General features: G+C 54.4%; 19 protein-coding genes. 8 read left to right on the forward strand and 11 right to left on the reverse strand.

Annotated features, from left to right (window positions below; genetic code table 11):
- Positions 1 to 386 precede the first annotated feature (386 nt).
- Positions 387 to 1,061 carry a hypothetical protein gene (locus tag ACMGGX_RS20430; RefSeq protein WP_063439944.1) on the reverse strand — a complete coding sequence of 225 codons (675 nt, stop codon included), beginning with the start codon at positions 1,059 to 1,061 and terminating at the stop codon, positions 387 to 389.
- 250 nt (positions 1,062 to 1,311) lie between these two features.
- Here ACMGGX_RS20430 and ACMGGX_RS20435 point away from each other — a divergent pair, with 250 nt between their 5' ends.
- Positions 1,312 to 2,097: a phosphotransferase family protein gene (locus ACMGGX_RS20435; RefSeq protein WP_348561075.1), complete on the forward strand. Its 786-nt coding sequence runs from the start codon at positions 1,312 to 1,314 to the stop codon at positions 2,095 to 2,097.
- A 136-nt stretch (positions 2,098 to 2,233) separates the two neighbouring features.
- A complete protein-coding gene (locus ACMGGX_RS20440; protein ID WP_420298867.1) occupies positions 2,234 to 2,710 on the forward strand; it encodes a WbuC family cupin fold metalloprotein in 477 nt (158 codons plus the stop codon).
- A gap of 64 nt (positions 2,711 to 2,774) precedes the next feature.
- Here ACMGGX_RS20440 and ACMGGX_RS20445 read toward each other — a convergent pair whose 3' ends face one another.
- The 7 genes from ACMGGX_RS20445 to ACMGGX_RS20475 form a co-directional block, all read right to left on the reverse strand.
- The gene (locus ACMGGX_RS20445; protein WP_420298868.1) at positions 2,775 to 3,314 is read right to left on the reverse strand and encodes a cysteine hydrolase family protein; all 540 of its coding nucleotides are present in this window, start codon (positions 3,312 to 3,314) and stop codon (positions 2,775 to 2,777) included.
- A gap of 337 nt (positions 3,315 to 3,651) precedes the next feature.
- Complete coding sequence (locus ACMGGX_RS20450) at positions 3,652 to 4,251, reverse strand: NAD(P)H-dependent oxidoreductase (RefSeq protein WP_223534114.1); 600 nt, start codon at positions 4,249 to 4,251, stop codon at positions 3,652 to 3,654.
- Between the two features lie 73 nt (positions 4,252 to 4,324).
- Positions 4,325 to 4,918: a TetR/AcrR family transcriptional regulator gene (locus tag ACMGGX_RS20455; RefSeq protein WP_023335591.1), complete on the reverse strand. Its 594-nt coding sequence runs from the start codon at positions 4,916 to 4,918 to the stop codon at positions 4,325 to 4,327.
- Positions 4,919 to 4,952: 34 nt separating this feature from the next.
- Entirely contained in the window at positions 4,953 to 8,042 is a 3,090-nt protein-coding gene (locus ACMGGX_RS20460) for an efflux RND transporter permease subunit (RefSeq protein WP_420298869.1), read from the reverse strand.
- The gene (locus ACMGGX_RS20465) at positions 8,039 to 9,148 is read right to left on the reverse strand and encodes an efflux RND transporter periplasmic adaptor subunit (RefSeq protein WP_420298870.1); all 1,110 of its coding nucleotides are present in this window, start codon (positions 9,146 to 9,148) and stop codon (positions 8,039 to 8,041) included. Before ACMGGX_RS20465 ends, ACMGGX_RS20460 begins: the two co-directional genes overlap by 4 nt.
- 74 nt (positions 9,149 to 9,222) lie before the next feature.
- Entirely contained in the window at positions 9,223 to 9,837 is a 615-nt protein-coding gene (locus tag ACMGGX_RS20470) for a TetR/AcrR family transcriptional regulator (protein ID WP_032657353.1), read from the reverse strand.
- 208 nt (positions 9,838 to 10,045) lie between these two features.
- Entirely contained in the window at positions 10,046 to 10,840 is a 795-nt protein-coding gene (locus tag ACMGGX_RS20475; RefSeq protein WP_420298871.1) for an SDR family NAD(P)-dependent oxidoreductase, read from the reverse strand.
- Between the two features lie 96 nt (positions 10,841 to 10,936).
- On the opposite strand from ACMGGX_RS20475, the gene ACMGGX_RS20480 reads away from it, so the two are divergent.
- Positions 10,937 to 11,305 carry a MerR family transcriptional regulator gene (locus ACMGGX_RS20480; RefSeq protein WP_420298872.1) on the forward strand — a complete coding sequence of 123 codons (369 nt, stop codon included), beginning with the start codon at positions 10,937 to 10,939 and terminating at the stop codon, positions 11,303 to 11,305.
- Between the two features lie 44 nt (positions 11,306 to 11,349).
- On the opposite strand, the gene ACMGGX_RS20485 is transcribed toward ACMGGX_RS20480, so the two are convergent.
- Both ACMGGX_RS20485 and ACMGGX_RS20490 read right to left on the reverse strand, forming a co-directional pair.
- Positions 11,350 to 11,664 (reverse strand): PTS sugar transporter subunit IIB, encoded by a 315-nt coding sequence (locus tag ACMGGX_RS20485; protein WP_032639262.1) that lies wholly within the window; start codon positions 11,662 to 11,664, stop codon positions 11,350 to 11,352.
- 113 nt (positions 11,665 to 11,777) lie between these two features.
- Positions 11,778 to 12,689: a LysR family transcriptional regulator gene (locus ACMGGX_RS20490; protein WP_420298873.1), complete on the reverse strand. Its 912-nt coding sequence runs from the start codon at positions 12,687 to 12,689 to the stop codon at positions 11,778 to 11,780.
- A 99-nt stretch (positions 12,690 to 12,788) separates the two neighbouring features.
- Between ACMGGX_RS20490 and ACMGGX_RS20495 the strand changes: the two genes are divergently transcribed.
- The 3 genes from ACMGGX_RS20495 to ACMGGX_RS20505 all read left to right on the forward strand — a co-directional run bounded on the left by ACMGGX_RS20495 (position 12,789) and on the right by ACMGGX_RS20505 (position 15,224).
- Positions 12,789 to 13,904, forward strand: a complete 1,116-nt coding sequence (locus ACMGGX_RS20495; protein ID WP_420298874.1) for an alkene reductase — start codon at positions 12,789 to 12,791, stop codon at positions 13,902 to 13,904.
- Positions 13,901 to 14,620: an SDR family oxidoreductase gene (locus ACMGGX_RS20500; RefSeq protein ID WP_348561083.1), complete on the forward strand. Its 720-nt coding sequence runs from the start codon at positions 13,901 to 13,903 to the stop codon at positions 14,618 to 14,620. The genes ACMGGX_RS20495 and ACMGGX_RS20500 overlap by 4 nt, the downstream gene beginning before the upstream one ends.
- 64 nt (positions 14,621 to 14,684) lie before the next feature.
- Positions 14,685 to 15,224 (forward strand): ester cyclase, encoded by a 540-nt coding sequence (locus ACMGGX_RS20505; RefSeq protein WP_420298875.1) that lies wholly within the window; start codon positions 14,685 to 14,687, stop codon positions 15,222 to 15,224.
- 39 nt (positions 15,225 to 15,263) lie between these two features.
- Here ACMGGX_RS20505 and ACMGGX_RS20510 read toward each other — a convergent pair whose 3' ends face one another.
- Positions 15,264 to 15,731: a DUF1348 family protein gene (locus tag ACMGGX_RS20510; protein ID WP_023311608.1), complete on the reverse strand. Its 468-nt coding sequence runs from the start codon at positions 15,729 to 15,731 to the stop codon at positions 15,264 to 15,266.
- A 103-nt stretch (positions 15,732 to 15,834) separates the two neighbouring features.
- Here ACMGGX_RS20510 and ACMGGX_RS20515 point away from each other — a divergent pair, with 103 nt between their 5' ends.
- Together ACMGGX_RS20515 and ACMGGX_RS20520 are read left to right on the forward strand one after the other, a co-directional pair.
- Positions 15,835 to 16,419: a TetR/AcrR family transcriptional regulator gene (locus ACMGGX_RS20515; RefSeq protein WP_252046147.1), complete on the forward strand. Its 585-nt coding sequence runs from the start codon at positions 15,835 to 15,837 to the stop codon at positions 16,417 to 16,419.
- Positions 16,420 to 16,501: 82 nt separating this feature from the next.
- Positions 16,502 to 17,509: an AraC family transcriptional regulator ligand-binding domain-containing protein gene (locus ACMGGX_RS20520; RefSeq protein WP_420298876.1), complete on the forward strand. Its 1,008-nt coding sequence runs from the start codon at positions 16,502 to 16,504 to the stop codon at positions 17,507 to 17,509.
- Positions 17,510 to 17,562: the final 53 nt, after the last annotated feature.

Genomic DNA, 17,562 nt, shown 5'->3' on the forward strand with positions numbered 1-17,562 from the left:
TGAAGAAAAAGGAATGTTATTTGCATCCCTTTTTACTGTTTTCGGCGTTGCAGTTGAGTGTGTATTGCACTGTGTAGTGCAGAATGAGGTGATATGGCGGGCGAGAACAAATTAAGTGACAAGGTGTTAAAAGCCTTACATGGTAAACCGCTGCCGCGTCAAAAGATGGTGGCCGATGGACGGGGACTGTCCGTCAGCGTCAGATGAGTGGCACTGTGAGCTTTGTTTATTTCTTCAGACATTCCTCAAGGACTCGATCCACGGATAGAGAACAAACTCACCAAAGAGAACCTGCTCACTCCAGTAACTGTGAAGAACGCTATCGATTCCTGGTTTGATAACTATGCCAGGGAAAAGCGCAAAGAGACTGTACGTCTCTATCTTTTTTATTTTGCCAATTTACCTGATGCGTATATTTCTTTGAGTTGGAGTATTTTAAGCAATATTCTTTCGTACAAGTCTTTTATGTTGCCTACTTTATAAGCTAAGTGTTTGTCGAGTGTTTCATATTTTGTATGGAAGTCTATGCTTTCTAAATCATGGAACATATATTCACTAGCGAAGCTTCTTTCAATGTCAATTTTAAAAAGTTTTATTGTGCAGTAATGATAATCATCCATTAAAGAGTAAATGTGATAAAGTAACTCCAGTAGTTCGTCGATTTGGTGTTGTGCTTTTTTATTGATTTTTCCGTTATGGAGTTGGATTGTAGAGCTTGCAGTTTGTATGTCATTAAATGCCTTTTTAAGGCAATCTTGGAACATGATGCTCCATTCAACTGCACCTTTGACTTTTTTCATGAAGTCAGGGTGATCTGACCATTGATTCACAGGTTCAGCAAGTCGGAATGGGAACGCCAGGGAAAATATAAATTTATGACTTTCAATTTCTTTAAATGTTTCTGTAAGTTTCGCGCACTCCTCAAAAATAACTTCCTGAAACTTAGCTTTGAAGAAATTTTTCGCCTTGATTGCCGCATAAACTGCAGCTAGAGCCATGGCCGTGTTTGCAATCGAACTGATTATATTAGTTGTTGCAGTGATCTTATCTGGTAAGTTCATTTATATTCCTTTTTTATAACTGTGTATCTCTTAAGCTTGAGAGTAAGAAATCAGATTTATTTACTCAAATTAAAATCATATTAATGCTTCATTAGAGTTATCACTGCTCTTGTTTAGCAGTGTGTATCGCTACATAACCACTTGCTCATACAACACTACCAAAAATTCCTTATTGTTCAATGCGTTCTTTTCAAACTATTGCATCATGATCCTCTATACTTATGCCCCGGACCAGTGGCATGAGGATGGTATGACTGGCGAAAACTTGTCCAAGATGGGCGCGGCAAAAGTCCATCTGATTGTAGATCACCATGGCAATCAGGTAATAGAAAAATACCCTGTTAGTGAGGTTGAATACGGCTTTTATGAACATGCGGCGGAACCACTCAGTGGCGTTGTTGAATCCCCACGACTGTTTCACGCCGATCCACACCTACGCAGCCTGACGCTTGAATATATTCCTCATAAGATCTCCCAGAATGAGGCTGCAGGTGACGACATTCTGAAACGACTTTCACGTCTACACGATTATCCTGCCGACCCCGCATGGATTTATCACACCCATACCTGGTCTGAGTCAGCGCTAGAAAAATCTCTGTCTCTTCTGGAATTACCCGTCCGGGCTGAGCGGCAGATGCGGTGTTTTCAGCAAGGGAGTAGCGTTTTGTTTAGTCAGGAATGTTTAATTTCTGGTGATACCAATGTGGGTAACTGGGGCAGAAGAGAAAACGGCGATGTGATCCTTTTCGACTGGGAAAGATTCGGTACCGGCAGTCCGGCTATCGACCTTGCTCCGCTGGTTCAGGGGATGGGCTCAAAACAAAGCATTTTACAACTTGCCGAGCGCTACCGTGTTTTTGCCACGCATTCGGTCGCAGGCAGATTAGCCAGAGAAATCGCTCTTGCTAAAGCATGGATTGTCACTGAAGTCGTGTTACTTCTGCACGAAAGGAAAAAAAGTGATTTTAAGCTCTACCTGAGCTGGTACAGAGAACATCTCCCCGACTGGCTGGATGAGTCCATCTCGCTGCTTTGAGCGCGTTGTAACAGAGCATGCGAAACCGATGCAGCGTTTTGTTTCACAAACGCCATCGCTCATCGAGCGTCCAGAATGGTATAACGTCTTGCGGCAATCGGGTTGCCGTCCGCTGACTCCATTCACAAAGGTGTATATGAAACAAATTACGTTCAGTGACATGCAGCAACAAAGCGAGCAGGCTGCCAATTCTCCTCGCTTGCGCGCGCACCGCAATTTACATCCCGAGCTGAGCGACCCGGTGCAACGCCTGGCTATCGCGATGGAGCCTGGGACCTATGTTCGCCCTCATCGCCACCCGCACACGTTTGAACTGCTGACGGCTCTGAGCGGTCGCTTTCTGGTGTTGAATTTTGATGACAGCGGTAACGTGACCCAGCGCGTGGTGTTAGGTGAAGACTGCAAAGTGCTGGAGATGGATGCCGGTACCTGGCATGCCGTGCTGTCGCTGGATAAAGGCGGCGTCATTTTCGAGGTGAAACACGGCGGCTATCAGCCTGTTCCGGAGCACGATACCGCTCCATGGTCACCGGCTGAGAACGCGCCCGGTACCGCGGAGCTGATGAAATGGTACGCCCAGGCGCAGGTGGGTGACGGAGGTTTTACCCTGTAATTTTCTCTACTTTTCCCGACGCGTGGAAAGGCGCGCCGGGATAGAGAGAGACGATCCCGCCAACTCAACTGACCGTATTAAAATGCCAGCCGCTGGCAGTCGACAGCATCACGAACGGGCCGGCCAGCGTGCTGATGTGATGCGCAATGATGTCAGTGGCGGATAAATGTGCGTTATCCATTGTGGTATGCGCATCTGAAATCAATATCGTCCTGAAGCCCAGCTCCGGCGCGGCCCGGCAGGTGGTGTCGACACAAAATTCTGTTTTCATCCCGGCAATGACCAGCTGTTTGATGCCTCTCTGATTAAGTTCACGCAGCAATTCGGTATCCCGAAAACAGCTGGGATGGAGCTTGGTGAAAACAACATCCTGCTCCTTCACGTCCAGCTCGGGTATCAGCTGCGTCAACGGCCCCTGCGCTGAAAAGGGCGAGTCGTCTGGTCCAACATGGCGGGCAAAAAAGACGGGTACCTGCGCGTGCCGCGCGTTGGCTATTAACAAACGGATATTTGCCAGAACGGCATCGGCGGAACAGGGTGAGACCGGGCCCCGGAAGAGGCCCTGCTGCATGTCGATAATTAAGAGAGCATTGTCAGAAATCATTTTCTTTCTCCATTCAGAGGGCGGTGAACGGAGAGGTATTTCCCCGTCCAGTTAGGCGGGGATTGAGGTTCTGTTTGTCAGTAGTTCGCTACAGATACGCTCACGCCGCCGAAAGTGCCGGTGGTGGTGAGGGTGGTTGTTGGCTGAACTGACTGATACATGGAATGACCTTTGTTTATTCATTGCGCTATATGCGGAATTATCACGTTAGTTATAGCGTTGCTTAACTCATTGCTTCAAGACACCAACTTGAGTAGGGGTACGATCAAGCGGCAGGAAGCTGTCAGCAAAGGCTCGTAACCTGCCGTGCACGCCTTTGCTGACTGAATAGCCGGGATTATTTAAGGCCCTCTAGCCCCTTCAGGAACTCCTCCACCTGCTCAGGCGTCGCCGTGTCTGCCTGGTAAAGGATATCGAGCTTAACGTTCTTCAGCCCGCAGAAGCCAAACACGCCTTCGATTATCTGCGTCTGAATCGCCGTCGAGTAGCCGTGTTTGTCGAATCCGCTGAGATCGCTGCCGCCGGTGGCAATCAGGCGGACGGGAACATCGCGTAAGTTGCCCACAATCCGGCCGTCATCGGCCACCTTATACGCCCAGTTCAGGGTTAATACGCGATCGAACCAGCCTTTCAACAGCGCGGGGACCGACCACCAGTACACGGGGAAAACAAACACCAGCATATCCGCTCGCTCGACGCGCTGCTGCTCGCGCAGAATATCTTCGGGAAGGGCGCTCGGATCGCCGTGATACAAATCGAGATCGGCGCGGGTCATCGCCGGATTAAACCCTTCAGCATGCAGATCGGCAATCTCAACCTGCTTACCTTGCTCGCGTAATTTCCCGGCAATACGGGCTGCCAGCGAATGGGATAACGAATTGTCGACAGGATGAGCCGTCACGATCAGTGCGTTATTAATGGCATTTGTAGCAGACATAGCGACCTCGAATGGGTGAGAATTGACGCCTATATTACTATTGGTAACTTAGGTGTCAATCCGCCCCCAGCGATCATTTTGTGCTATTCACGTAGGTCTCCAGCACGCCGGTCATGGCGCCGCTGAGCGTATCTTCCGCCACGTTCCGGGCGAGCACGCCGTTGCCCGCGGCGGTGCTGAGCGCGTCCGCCGCGCCGATGATGGCCGTCAGTACCGCTTCTCCCTGAACGCCTTTCAGCGCGACGAACGGGGAAAGCGCGGTACGCAGGCAGTCGGCGCATTCGGCCACGCATGCTTCACGAAACGTCTGCAACGCGTGGGATCCGGACAGCGCGGCAGCAATTGGCCCGGTTTCAGGCCCGGCGCTAATGGCGCAGTCGATATAGGCGGCGCTGAAAAAGCGGATCGTCTTCTCCAGCGTTTTGCTGTCGACCGCCAGCGTCTCGCGGAATTTCGCCAGCTGCCGATCGCTATAGTCCTGGTACAGCGCCATCAGCAGCCCTTCACGATCGCCAAAGTGATCGTAGGGGATAGGCTTGGTCACGTTGGCTCGTTCGGCCAGGTAGCCAAGGGTCAGCGCCTCCGTACCTTGCTGACGAACGATTCCTCGCGCAACCTCCAGCAGCTGCACGCGGCGGTCCTCTTTTCTTAAGCGCTTAACAACCATGCTTTCCTCAGAAGTGTTATCTACTCATGGTAGTTTACACGTTTTCTGCAGGGTGCTGCACGCGTTGTTCCGCAGGACGGATCCGGAACCAGATCGCATACATCGCGGGCAGGAAGACGAGGGTGACGATCGTCCCGCCCAGCGTTCCGCCTATCAGCGTGTAAGCCAGCGTGCCCCAGAACACCGAATGCGTCAGGGGAATGAACGCCAGCACGGCGGCCATGGCGGTCAGAAGGACCGGGCGCGCGCGCTGGACCGTCGCTTCAACCACCGCCTGGAACGGCTCGAGGCCCTCCTTCTGGTTATGATCGATTTGACCGATCAGGATCAGCGTATTGCGCATAAGAATACCGGAAAGGGCGATCAAACCGACCAGCGCGTTGATGCCAAACGGCTGATTGAAAATCAACAGCACGGGCACTACGCCAATCAGCCCCAGCGGCGCGGTTAAGAACACCATCACCATCGCCGAGATTGAGCGCACCTGCAAAATGATGATCAGCAGCGTCAGGGCAATCATGATCGGGAACAGCGGAATCATTGCCTGCGTGGCTTTGCCCGATTCCTCAATCGAACCCGCCATGTCTATTCGGTATCCGGCCGGCAGCGCATCAACAATCGGCTGGAGCTGCTTCATGACGGCGACCGACACATCCGGTGGCTGAAGATTGTTAGCGATGTCGCCCCGCACGGTAATCGTCGGGGTGCGATCGCGGCGGCGCAGGATCGGATCTTCCATGCCGATCTCAATCTTGCCGATTTGAGACAGCGGAACGCGCTGTCCCGCATTGCCGACAAGGGTGAAACCCTCGATTTTTGCCGGATCGAGACGTATGTCTCCCGCCGCGCGGCCAATAACCTCTACCGAGCGAATATCCTCCCGCACGGAGGTGACGGGCACGCCTGAGAGCAGAAACTGGAGCTGATCGGCAACGGCACTGGAGGTCAAGCCAGTCGCCTGCAGGCGGTTTTGATCGAGGGTGAAATGCAGGACAGGAACGCGTGAGCCCCAGTCGGTGTTGACGGTTCTCATCATCGGGCTTGCCTGGAGCACGGCTTTCACCCTGTCAGCGATGTCATGCACCTGTTCGACATCCGGCCCCGACACGCGCCAGGCAACCGGGAAGGGCGAGTACGGGCCAAACACCAGCTGCGTTACCCGTACGCGCGCTTCGGGCGCAAGGCCGTTGGCGACAGCGTCTCTCAGCCGGAGCTTAAGCGCCTCGCGTGACGTCTCGCTGTCCGTCAGGATCACGATTTTCGCAAAAGACGGATCGGGCAGTTCAGGCGCCATCGCCAGATAAAAACGGGGCGAACCCTGACCAATATAGGCCGTGACAATTTTGGCTTCGGGCTGCTGGCCCAGCCACGCTTCTATTTTTGCGGTTGCGGCGCTGGTTTGCTCAATCGAGGTACCGTAGGGCATCTGCACCTCAACCAGTACTTCCGGGCGATCGGAGGTCGGGAAGAATTGTTTTTTAACCAGCCCCATGCCGAGTACGGCAAGAAGGAAAATGGCGACCACCGACCCGGCCACCCGCCATTTTCTGGCGATAACGCGGGCAAGCAGCTGGCGAAAACGGTTATAGCGAGGCGTGTTATAGATGGCGGCATGACCCCCTTCTACTTTAGGGATCGCCGGCAGGATCTTCACCCCAAGATAGGGCGTGAACACCACCGCGACAAACCACGATGCAATCAGGGCGAGGCCGACAATCCAGAACATATTGCTGGTGTATTCCCCGGCGGTAGACTGGGCAAAGCCATTCGGCATAAAGCCAATGGCCGTCACCAGGGTACCGGCCAGCATGGGCGCGGCGGTATGGCTCCAGGCGAAGGCCGAGGCTTTGATTCTGTCGTAACCTTCCTCCATCTTCACCACCATCATTTCGATGGCGATGATGGCATCATCAACCAGCAGGCCGAGGGCGAGGATCAGGGAGCCCAGCGTCACGCGGTCAAAGTTTATTCCCGCGGCTTCCATCACCACGAAAACGACCGCCAGCGTCAGCGGTACCGCCGCCGCAACGACAACACCCACGCGCCAGCCCATGCTGACAAAACAAACCACCATGACCACAAGCAGGGCGACGAAGAATTTGATCATGAACTCATCGACCGACGAGCGAATATTCACGGACTGGTCGGTGACCTTGGTCAGGGACATGCCCAGCGGCAGGCTATCATTTATTTTCGCTGTTTCCGCATCCAGCGCTTTCCCCAGCGCCAGACCGTTCCAGCCTTCACGCATCACGATGCCCAGCAGAAGGGCGGGCTCATGCTGATTACGTATCAGCATCGTCGGGGGATCTTCGTAGCCTCGCTCAACCGTTGCCACATCGGACAGCTTGAGCGTTTTGCCCTGAGCCACAAAAGGCGTATCGCGGATTTTCTGCAGTTCATCGAACGCGCCGTCCAGGCGGATAAAAATCTGCGCGCCTCGGGTCTCAATGGAACCCGCCGCGGCTAACGCGTTCTGGCTGTTGAGGGCGCTGAAAATATCCTGCGGTGAGAGTCCTATCGTCGCCAGACGGTCATGGGAGAAGGAGATGTAAATCCGCTCGGCCTGTTCGCCAATAATGTTCACTTTCTTCACGCCGGGAACGTGCAGAAGCTGCTGGCGCAGGCCTTCGGCATCGCGTACCAGCTGCCGCTGCGGTTCGCCTTTCGCTTTCAGCGCAAAGAGGGCAAAGGTGACATCCGAGAATTCGTCATTGATCATCGGGCCGATGACGCCCGCCGGAAGTCGCTGAGATTCATCTCCAAGCTTCTTACGCGCCTGATAGAACTCCTCCTGCACTTCGGCAGGCGGGGTCTTGTCCTGCAATGACAACGTGATAAACGCCATGCCGGGACGGGTATAGGTTTCGGTACGGTCATACCATTTGAGTTCCTGCAGGCGCTTCTCCAGCGGTTCGGCGACCTGATCCTGGATCTCCCGCGCGGTGGCGCCCGGCCAGACGGTTATCACCGTCATTTGCTTTACCGTGAAGGGCGGATCTTCCGCGCGCCCGAGCCCAAAGAAGGCGTAAATTCCGGCAATCGTAGCCAGAACGATCAGAAACAGCGTAATGGAACGTTCGCGGACGGCCAGCGCCGACAGGTTGAAGCGGCTTCCGCTCATGGCGTATTCTCCGCCAGGGCGGCATTCCGTTGCTTGGCAAGCCTGACGACCTCACCTTCGTGCAGAAGATGGGCACCTAACGCAACAATCTTCTCACCGGGCTTCACGCCGCCCGTGACCTGCGCCGCATCTTCACCCACGCTCAGCACCCTGACGGGCGTCCATGCAACCTTTGCCGGCTGGGCGGAAATTCGCCACACGCCGGGACCTTTTCCTGCATCATAGAGTGAAGCCAGCGGGACCTGCATGACCTGACCTTCCGCTTTATTGTCCTGAATGTTCAGCGTGACGGTTGCCCCCAGCGGCGCGTTCGCCAGCAGGCCATCCAGCACGTAACGGGCTTCATACGTGCGGGTCGCGGCATCGGCCGAGTCAGACAGCAGGCGCAGCGTTGCGGTGACCGGATGTTTTTCATTGCCATACAGCGTGGCCTGCGCTTCGCTGCCGACGGCAGGACGCAGCGTTTCCGGAAGCTGGACGAGCGCTTCACGCTGTCCCGCTCTGGCGAGCCTGATCGCCACCTGTCCGGCGCTGACGACCTGACCCGGCTCGGCGAGCGTCTCCATGACCACGCCGTCCGAATCCGCCAGCAGCACGGCATAGCCCGTGGCGTTTTGCGCCACGCTGGACTGCGCCCGGGCGGCGCTGAGATCGGCCCTGGCCGTATCGGCCGCCGCTTTGATCTGGTCATACTCCGATGCAGACACGGCGCCGGACGCCACAAGTCCACGATAGCGCGCCTCATCGCTGGTGGCTTTGCGCGCGCGCGCCTGAGCTGCATCCACCGCGCGCTGCTGCGCCTGAGCCTGTAATTTCAGGTCAACCGGATCCAGACGCAGCAGGGGCTGGCCCTGTTTGACGGTCTGCCCCGTATCGACCATTCGCTCAAGGATTTTTCCCTGAACTCTGAAACCTAAATCGCTTTGCGTTCTTGCGACCACCACGCCCGTGAAGGCGCGGGCGTTATTGTTCGCTAGCTCGACGGAGGCGGATCTGACGAGCGGTGGCTTTGTGCGCGGATCGTCACTCGCGGAAATATCGCCGCACGCCACCAGGGCAAACGGCAGGAGACAAACGGCAACGCGGGCTGAAGAGAGCCTGAGCATGGGAAACCTTTTTGACGTAACAGGACGGTATCCGCATTCTCTGACTAGTGACCAAAATTGTCAATGGTCACAAATTAAGGGGCCAGACTTCTTAAAATCAGTGAAGAGAGTAGCACTGCCGCCGTGGGGGCCATTTCGAGGTTGTACTGCAGCTGAACGGGGTTAATGTAAGGGCACATCACCATGTAGACGGCAAATGTGACCTCATCCAGCGGCGTTTTTCTTTCAAACTCGCCGGCCTGCCTGCCTTCGATAATGATGCTCTCGATCAGCTTCATCAGGCTTTCACTGTATTTTTGGGTTGACGGCCACTGCTCCTGCGCGGCGACGGCGGCAATGTCGTACAGCTTACGGTCGTGGAAAAACAGCTCACTTCCCGCCTCGGTGAGCGCTTTGAAAAGGCGGCGTAATTTTTCGCTTGCTGACGGCGCATCCTCGATGGCGGAAAGCACTGCCGCCATGATCAGCTCCAGGCGGTTAGCGCAGATCACCTCGCCGATAGCCTGTTTAGAATCGAAAAACTTATAAATGTAGGACTTTGAAAAACCGATGGATTTAGCCAGTTCGGCGACGGTGGTTTTTTCATAGCCGTAGTGGCCGAAGTGCTCAAAAGCCGCTTCGACGATTTGCTCTCTGACAGCGTGATCAAGGGGACCACGTGATGATGGGGGATTCATATTTTTAGTCATTATTTAAGCTTAGCGTGACGGGCTACGATTAACAACGAGTGACCATTTTGAGATTTGGTTACCGTCATTCATCATGAGCCGTTCCGACGGGACGATCAACCAGATGCGGTAAGTGTATCACTGTTTTTCGTGCACTATGGCATCTATCTGTCTGCGATAAGCGTGGGTTTCAGCGCAACTCCCTTGCGCTGAACAGAGCCGTTTTTGCTTATGCCGAGCGCGGGCGCAATATTTTTTCAACAATAAGCACCAGACGCCTGCGCGTCACGAACCGGTGTAGCTGCCCCAGAAGCCAGTTACCGCATCCGGTAATCAGGTAGTTACGGTTACTCTCCACGGCCTTCAACGCCAGGGTGACCACCTTGTGAGCGGGCATTCGTTTACCTACCGAGGCTTCCTCAGCATTCACCACATCAAAAAAGGCCGTATCCGTTGCGCCGGGGCAAAGCGCCAGGACGCGGATGCCCCTGGAGCGATATTCTCCCCACAGCGCGTTCGAAAACGAGAGCAGGAAGGCTTTGGTTGCGCCATAAATCGCCATATAGGGATCCGGTTGCATCGCGGCCGTTGACGCAACGTTAATAATCACCCCGGAACCTTGCTGCAGCATTCCCGGCAGCAGGGCGTGAGTCAGCTCCACGGGGGCCATGCAGTTTACGTTAATCTCATCACGCTGCCTGTCGATTGACAGCTTCTCGAATGGCCCGTAGGTGGCGAACCCGGCGCAATTAATCAGAATGTCTGGGACGCGTCTTAAGGTTTCAAGCCGTTCCACAATGTGGGGAATGGCTTCTGGCTTCACTAAATCCTGCACGATAATCGTGATGGAGACGCCGTGCTTTCTGACCAACTCTGCGGCAAGCGCCTGCAGCTTTGGCTCGCTGCGGGCGACGAGGATCAAGGCCACGCCGCGGGCGGCGAGCTGCCGGGCAAAATCACGGCCTATGCCCGAAGATGCTCCGGTAATCAGCGCTGTTTTTCCTGTATAATCAAAAGAATTCATATCTTTAATCCCGTTTCCCTAATGTATGCCGCACAGGATAAACCGTGCACTTAGGTACACGGTCAAGCGTGATTTTTACAAGGTGAGGTCGACGCGATGCGAATTAGTGAACTGTGTGCGAAAACGGGATTGTCGAAAGAGACGGTGCGTTACTATGAGCGACAGGGGCTATTAGAGAATATCCCGCGGCCCAATCGCAGCAATAATTACAAAGTTTATTCCGCCGTCGATTTACAGCGCTTAAATATGATCAAGCATGCCAAAATGCTGGGTTTTACCTTAGCCGAAATTGCAGAGGTTTTAGCTGTCTGGGTTGACGACAACTTTACCGCTGAGCAAAAACAGGCTTCACTGCGCCGCAAGCTGCAGCAGCTTGAAGAGAAAGAAGCGGCGTTAATTGAACTCAGAGCCAGGTTGAAAAACGCTATTAATAAGGTCGGCCAGCCTTGCGTCGACACGTTTTGAGCGCCGGGTGAGAGGAGGCCGCAAAACCGATGCGGCCTTATCTGTCAGGCAGCCAGTTCAGGCATCTGTTCCTTCACGAAATTCAATACATTCCTCGCGTCGAGAGAGGCATAGGGCAGGCTCTCAATAATGGCGATTGAACGCGTATTGCCCACCGTTTCTTTTATCTCATCGAGTTTGTACTGAATGTGCGGCGCGATGAGGAAACCATCGAAAGCGGGAGCGACGCTGGCGAAGTTATCCAGCCCAACAGCGCTAATCATCAGCGGATAGCCTTCGCGTTCTGCTAGAGACTGCATTTTTTTGGCGAGAGAGTTTGCGGTATTACCAAACAAACAACAGATCAGAAGCTTTTTCATATTTTGTACCTCCTGAAAACCGCTCACAGAGTAGTCCTGAGGATGTCACCGAAATGCGCGCTATCTCTTATTTTGGCGACAAATTAACCGCAGCTGCCTGACGCGATTTAATTTTACTGCTTTTTTAGCCAGTCGAGAAAAAACTGGCTAAACGCCGTGACCTGAAGCGGCTGCAGTTTGCGCTGGGGGTAAACAAGCTGCAGGCCGACATCTTTGCGATCGTATCGGCTAAAGCCGGTGAAGCTGTCGGCAAACAGTACCGTGAGCCTTCCGGTTTCAACATCGTCTTTGACGTCCCACCACGATTTCCCCGCGATGCCAGCTCCGCTGAGTGCCCACTGACGAAGCAAAGCCCCGTCATCGCACACCATGGCAGGCTCAACGCGAACGACGCTTTCCTCGCCATCTTTTTCAAAGCGCCATTCGTTCATCACCACGCCCTGAGACTCAAGCGCCAGGCACCGGTGCTGAGCTAAATCGGCAAACGTGGCGGGGATGCCGCGTTCGTTAAGATACTCCCCGGAGGCGACCAGCACCCGATGGTTCGGGCGGATGTTTCTGACGACAAGTCTGCTGTCCGGCAGGTTGCCAAAACGCACGCTCATATCCAGCCGGTTAGCGACCAGGTCCTCAACGTGTTCTCTTAACGAGATGAAAAATTTAACGTCGGGATGGCGTCGTGAGAATTCCACGACGGCGGGGCTAAGATACTGTCTGCCAAAGTCCGAGGGCGCAGAAAGGCGAATGTTGCCGCTGAGCACGCCTTCCTTTTGCGCCAGTAACGACTCGGCGTGATGCACTTCTTCCAGCACGCGCAGCGCGGCATGGTAAAACTCTTCCCCGGCGCGGGTCAGCGTGATGGATCGCGTTGAGCGGTGAAACAGGCGCGTCTGGTAACGCTCCTCAATCGCCTTCAGCCTGGCCGTCATGGTGGCGGGAGAAAGCGACAGGCGTCGCCCGGCGGCAGAAAGACCTCCGGCCTCGGCAACTTCCACCAGTAACGACATGTCTTCGAGTTTACCCATTATTCATATTTTCCGAAAAGTGCATCTACTTTTAGCGTAATTATCAAAATCAGATGCCGCCTGTAAAGTGATTTCATCCAAACCATAAGGGATGAAAACATGCAACGTATCTCACTTTTTGAACGCTACAGGCTGGGTCAGCAGGATCTGAAAAACCGTATCGTCATGGCGCCGATGACCCGCGCGCGCTCCCTGCAGCCGGGAAATATTCCCTCGGCGCTGATGGCGGAGTATTACCGGCAGCGGGCAAGCGCCGGATTAATTATCACGGAAGCCACCCAGATTTCGCCTCAGGGACAGGGATACTCATGGACGCCCGGCATCCATTCGCCTGAGCAGGTTTCAGGATGGCAGCTCATCACTGGCGCCGTGCATCAGGCGGGCGGGGTGATTTTTTCGCAGCTCTGGCACGTCGGGCGAATGTCGCACGCCAGCTTTCATCAGGATGGGCAGCCCGTCGCCCCGTCAGCACTGGCGCCGGACGCGCAGGTGTGGGTGGTGAACGAAAAGGGCGAAGGCCAAATGGTTGACTGCCCGCAGCCGAGAACCCTCTCGCGCAAGGACATCCACAGCATCATCGCGGACTATCGTCAGGCGGCACTGAATGCCGTTCAGGCCGGGTTTGACGGCGTGGAGGTTCACGGCGGAAACGGCTATCTGATCGACCAGTTTCTGCGTCAAACCTCCAACAAACGCACGGACGAGTACGGCGGCACGCTGGCGAACCGGATCCGCTTTGCTCAGGAGGTGTTAAGCGCCATTGCCGAGGCCATTGGCCGCGAGCGTACGGGCATTCGCCTTTCCCCGTTTATTACCCAGCGCGGGATGAACGATCCGCAGGTGACGGAAGCCATACTCGCTCTCGCGGCCTGGTGTGAACAAAAAGGGATTGCGTTCATCCACCTGGCGGAAGCCGACTGGGACGATGCGCCGCAGGTACCTGAACAGTTCCGTCAATCGCTTCGCGAGACGTTTTGCGGAACCCTTATCGTCGCGGGGAACTATGGCCTTGAAAAAGCGGAAAAGATCCTTGCTGCCGGCTATGCAGATTTTATTGCCTTCGGACGGCCGTTTATTGCCAACCCGGATTTACCCCACCGGCTGGCGCACCAGCTGCCTCTGGCCCAGGTGCGCGACCCCGCCACGCTGTTTGGCGGCACCGCGGCGGGATATACCGATTACCCCATTTACACCCTACAGGAGAAAACGTTATGACCCGTAAAACCTTAATTATCGGCGGCGCTTCCGGCATCGGTTTCGCTGTGGGCAGCCTGCTTGCCGGGCGCGGCGAGGAAATTATTCTTGCGGGCCGCGACGGCGCGAAGCTGGACGCTGCGCGGCAACGGCTGAGCGCCCACGCCGGGTCTGTTCATACCCTCGTGCTGGATATCAGCCGTGAGGCAGAGCTTGTCGCACTTGGTGAAACGCTGGGTGAGGTCAATAATATCGTCGTTACGGCGGGTTCACAGGCTCCGGGAGGGCTTCTTTCCGGGCTGGATCTCCGCGCGGCAAGGCTGGCCTTTGATACAAAATTCTGGGGAAGCATTAATGTTGCCCGCTATCTCGGCGGGAACATCGCGCCCGGCGGTACGCTGACGTTCACCAGCGGGTTCGTGGCGCGTCGCACCGTGGCGGGCGCCATTGTTAAAACGACGATGAATGCCGCCATCGAGGCCGCGACAAAAGTGCTGGCGAAAGAGCTTTCACCGCTGCGCGTCAACGTCGTAAGTCCGGGGCTGACCGACACGGAAGCGTATGCGGGCATGGACGCCGCCGCGCGGGAAAAAATGCTCGCTGGCGCGGCGGAAACCCTGCCAGCCAAAGCCTGGGGAAGAGCGGAGGACATCGCGCAAGGGTATCTTTTCGCCATTGATAATCCTTTTGTCACGGGGTCAGTCATTGATATTGAAGGCGGGGCGTTAATTAACTGACCCTCTCTGATTTGAACCGCAGGAAATCGACTGCGGGTAATGTAATATTCTATTGAGAGATATCATGAAATATACGACGTATTTTCATTCGGCGGTAGCGATGGTTATTTTTGCAGGTCTGTCGGGCAATGCTATTTCCGCGCAGGGGGAATGGCTGCAGCCGAAACAGCTAATTGTGGACAACAGCCTGCCGCAGGCGAAATTAAAGGCGAATGAAGCCGTCGCCAGAGAATATGCTTCATTCTGGAACACGGGTAATGAAACCCTGGCGCGTGATGCCCTGGCGGCAGGCTTTATTGATAAAACGCCTCCGGAAGGGCGTAAGCAGGGGCCGGAAGGCGCTATTTTAGCTTCCCGTGCGTTTCGCGCAGCCGTGCCTGATTTACGCTGTGACGTTGAGCAAATGATTATTTCAGGCGATCGCGTGGTTTCGCATTTACATTTTCACGGCACGTTCACCGGAACATTTGGCAAGCTGAAAGGAAAGGGGCAGAAAATAGATTTTATCGCCACGGATATTTATGAGATTGGTGACGGTAAGATCGTGGCTAACTGGCATATTGAGGACAACCTGACGCTGATGAAACAGCTGGGCGCGCTGTAAAGTCGTCACTCCGGGGCGGCCCGGAGTGATGCGAAAATCCTATAAGCCAAGATCGCTCAGCGAAGGGTGATCGTCCGGGCGTCTGCCCAGCGGCCAGTGGAACAGCCGCTCAGAGGCTTTTATCGGCATATCGTTTACGCAGGCAAAGCGGCGCTTCATCAGTCCGTCCGGCTCAAACTCCCAGTTTTCATTGCCGTAAGAGCGGAACCAGTTGCCGGAATCATCATGCCATTCATAGGCATAGCGCACCGCGATCCGGTTCTCCGTAAATGCCCAGAGCTCTTTGATCAGACGATAGTCCAGCTCTTTTTTCCATTTCCGCTCAAGAAACGCCTGGGCTTCTTCACGGTTGGTGGCGAACTCTGCGCGGTTACGCCATTGGGTATCCAGCGTATAGGCAAGCGCGACTTTCGCCGGGTCGCGGCTGTTCCAGCCATCTTCTGCCAGTCTGACTTTTTCGATGGCGCTTTCACGAGTGAAGGGCGGTAAAGGAGGACGTGTGTTCATTGCGATTACCTCAGCGTTATATTATGTAGACAGGTCTGTCTACTTGCGCTAATCTATGCCTGTAAAATAACGCTGTCAACATTCTTTTTGAGGCTACCCAAAAGTGAAAACAGAACCCGCAGGCAACGATACAAAAATCAGCGTCAGAGAAAAAATATTACTCACGGCGCACGATCTGTTTTATTCCACGGGCTTCAGGGCGACGGGGGTGGATACGCTGATTAAAGCGTCTAAAGTGACCAAGGTGACTTTCTATCGCCATTTTCCGAGTAAGAGCTTGCTTATTCTCGCCTATTTGCACTATCGGCATGAAATATGGATTAACTGGTTTGAATCCACGCTGCGTCGACATCTCGATGAAGGCGAAATACCTGCTGATGCGATATCTGCAACGCTTTACGAATGGTTTATTTCGCCTGAGTTCCACGGCTGCGCGTTTATTAACGCCAGCGCAGAGGCGAAATCGGAAGATATTGAAAGCGAAATTAAAGAGATATGCCGCAGTCATAAGTCAGAAACAAAGAAAATTATTGCCTTGCTGACGAAGAGTGCTGATGAGCGCGTCGTCAATGAAATCATGCTGCTCATTGACGGCGCAATTATTCATGCACAGATGGGCATGGATACGGATGATGTCGTCACTTCGTTGAAGCGGGCATTAGCCGCAGCGTTATCAGTGGGCAAATAATGTTTACACCTGTGACGACTGACAAACGTCCACAACGCAACAACACTTAGCGTTGAATAACCTTTACACCGGGAATGAGCAAATGGCCTATAACCGTACTTTCGCCCTCGATATAAGCTGGAAAACGCTGCTGAAAGACGCGGGGCTTGAGCCAGAACGCATTCTCCGCAGGGCAGGATTACCTGACGATCTCTTTTTGCAAAAAACGTGCGGACTCGATACGGATGAATACATCCGCTTCTGGAACGCGCTGGAGGCCGAAACGAACGATCCCGCCTTTCCCGTACCACTTATTGAATCGATCTCTGCGGATATATTTGATCCGCCACTTTTTGCCGCACTCTGTAGTAGCAATATGATGCAGGCTGTCCAGCGTCTGGCCAGATATAAACAGCTTATTGCCCCCATGGTTCTGGAGACAACGGTCGACCAAAACGGCAACCTTACCGTTTCACCGCGCTGGCTTTTTGCGACGGATCTCCCGGTGTTTCTGCAGGTGGCAGAGTTGGGTTTCCTGCTCAAGCTTCTGCGGCTGGGAAGCCGCGAACGGGTTAACCCCTTACGGATCTGCGTTTCTGCGCTACCCTCAGCGGTTCAGAACAGCCACTTTTCTCGTTTCTTTGGTACTGACGTGCAATACGGAGAACAGCCCGCCATCAGCTTTTCCGCAGCCGATGCGCTTCGGCCCTTTTTAACGGTAAATGAGGGGATGTGGCAGGTATTTGAACCGGAACTGCAGCGTCGTCTCGGTCAGTTAAATGACACGGCCTCGACCGCCGAGCGCGTGCGTTCGGTACTCCTGGAACTTATTCCCGGTAACGAAGCGACAATTGAAAAAGCGGCGGAGCGCCTGGGAATGAGCAAACGCACGCTCCAGCGCAGGCTTGAGCAGGAAGGGGATAATTTTCGTAACCTCGTCAACGCCTGTCGTGAACACCTGGCCCGTCATTATCTTCTCAATACGGGCCTGTCCGGGTATGAGATCGCATTTTTGCTGGGGTTCGAAGATCCTAACTCATTCTATCGCGCATTTATGGCCTGGACGGGCCAGACCCCTGAAGCGGCCAGGATGGCCATGCGTCTTGAGTAAACACGGGCGTATTTATCGCTCTGATGGCGCAATTTGCGAGTCATGTGGCGCGA

This window comes from Enterobacter sp. BNK-29, from assembly GCF_048684785.1.
GTDB lineage: Bacteria > Pseudomonadota > Gammaproteobacteria > Enterobacterales > Enterobacteriaceae > Enterobacter > Enterobacter cloacae_M.

What these genes read in the sequence shown, in the direction of transcription:
- ACMGGX_RS20430 (WP_063439944.1), bottom strand. Translation starts at nt 1,061, where the DNA reads ATGAACTTACCAGATAAGATCACTGCAACAACTAATATAATCAGTTCG.
- ACMGGX_RS20435 (WP_348561075.1), top strand. Translation starts at nt 1,312, where the DNA reads ATGACTGGCGAAAACTTGTCCAAGATGGGCGCGGCAAAAGTCCATCTG.
- ACMGGX_RS20440 (WP_420298867.1), top strand. Translation starts at nt 2,234, where the DNA reads ATGAAACAAATTACGTTCAGTGACATGCAGCAACAAAGCGAGCAGGCT.
- ACMGGX_RS20445 (WP_420298868.1), bottom strand. Translation starts at nt 3,314, where the DNA reads ATGATTTCTGACAATGCTCTCTTAATTATCGACATGCAGCAGGGCCTC.
- ACMGGX_RS20450 (WP_223534114.1), bottom strand. Translation starts at nt 4,251, where the DNA reads ATGTCTGCTACAAATGCCATTAATAACGCACTGATCGTGACGGCTCAT.
- ACMGGX_RS20455 (WP_023335591.1), bottom strand. Translation starts at nt 4,918, where the DNA reads ATGGTTGTTAAGCGCTTAAGAAAAGAGGACCGCCGCGTGCAGCTGCTG.
- ACMGGX_RS20460 (WP_420298869.1), bottom strand. Translation starts at nt 8,042, where the DNA reads ATGAGCGGAAGCCGCTTCAACCTGTCGGCGCTGGCCGTCCGCGAACGT.
- ACMGGX_RS20465 (WP_420298870.1), bottom strand. Translation starts at nt 9,148, where the DNA reads ATGCTCAGGCTCTCTTCAGCCCGCGTTGCCGTTTGTCTCCTGCCGTTT.
- ACMGGX_RS20470 (WP_032657353.1), bottom strand. Translation starts at nt 9,837, where the DNA reads ATGACTAAAAATATGAATCCCCCATCATCACGTGGTCCCCTTGATCAC.
- ACMGGX_RS20475 (WP_420298871.1), bottom strand. Translation starts at nt 10,840, where the DNA reads ATGAATTCTTTTGATTATACAGGAAAAACAGCGCTGATTACCGGAGCA.
- ACMGGX_RS20480 (WP_420298872.1), top strand. Translation starts at nt 10,937, where the DNA reads ATGCGAATTAGTGAACTGTGTGCGAAAACGGGATTGTCGAAAGAGACG.
- ACMGGX_RS20485 (WP_032639262.1), bottom strand. Translation starts at nt 11,664, where the DNA reads ATGAAAAAGCTTCTGATCTGTTGTTTGTTTGGTAATACCGCAAACTCT.
- ACMGGX_RS20490 (WP_420298873.1), bottom strand. Translation starts at nt 12,689, where the DNA reads ATGGGTAAACTCGAAGACATGTCGTTACTGGTGGAAGTTGCCGAGGCC.
- ACMGGX_RS20495 (WP_420298874.1), top strand. Translation starts at nt 12,789, where the DNA reads ATGCAACGTATCTCACTTTTTGAACGCTACAGGCTGGGTCAGCAGGAT.
- ACMGGX_RS20500 (WP_348561083.1), top strand. Translation starts at nt 13,901, where the DNA reads ATGACCCGTAAAACCTTAATTATCGGCGGCGCTTCCGGCATCGGTTTC.
- ACMGGX_RS20505 (WP_420298875.1), top strand. Translation starts at nt 14,685, where the DNA reads ATGAAATATACGACGTATTTTCATTCGGCGGTAGCGATGGTTATTTTT.
- ACMGGX_RS20510 (WP_023311608.1), bottom strand. Translation starts at nt 15,731, where the DNA reads ATGAACACACGTCCTCCTTTACCGCCCTTCACTCGTGAAAGCGCCATC.
- ACMGGX_RS20520 (WP_420298876.1), top strand. Translation starts at nt 16,502, where the DNA reads ATGGCCTATAACCGTACTTTCGCCCTCGATATAAGCTGGAAAACGCTG.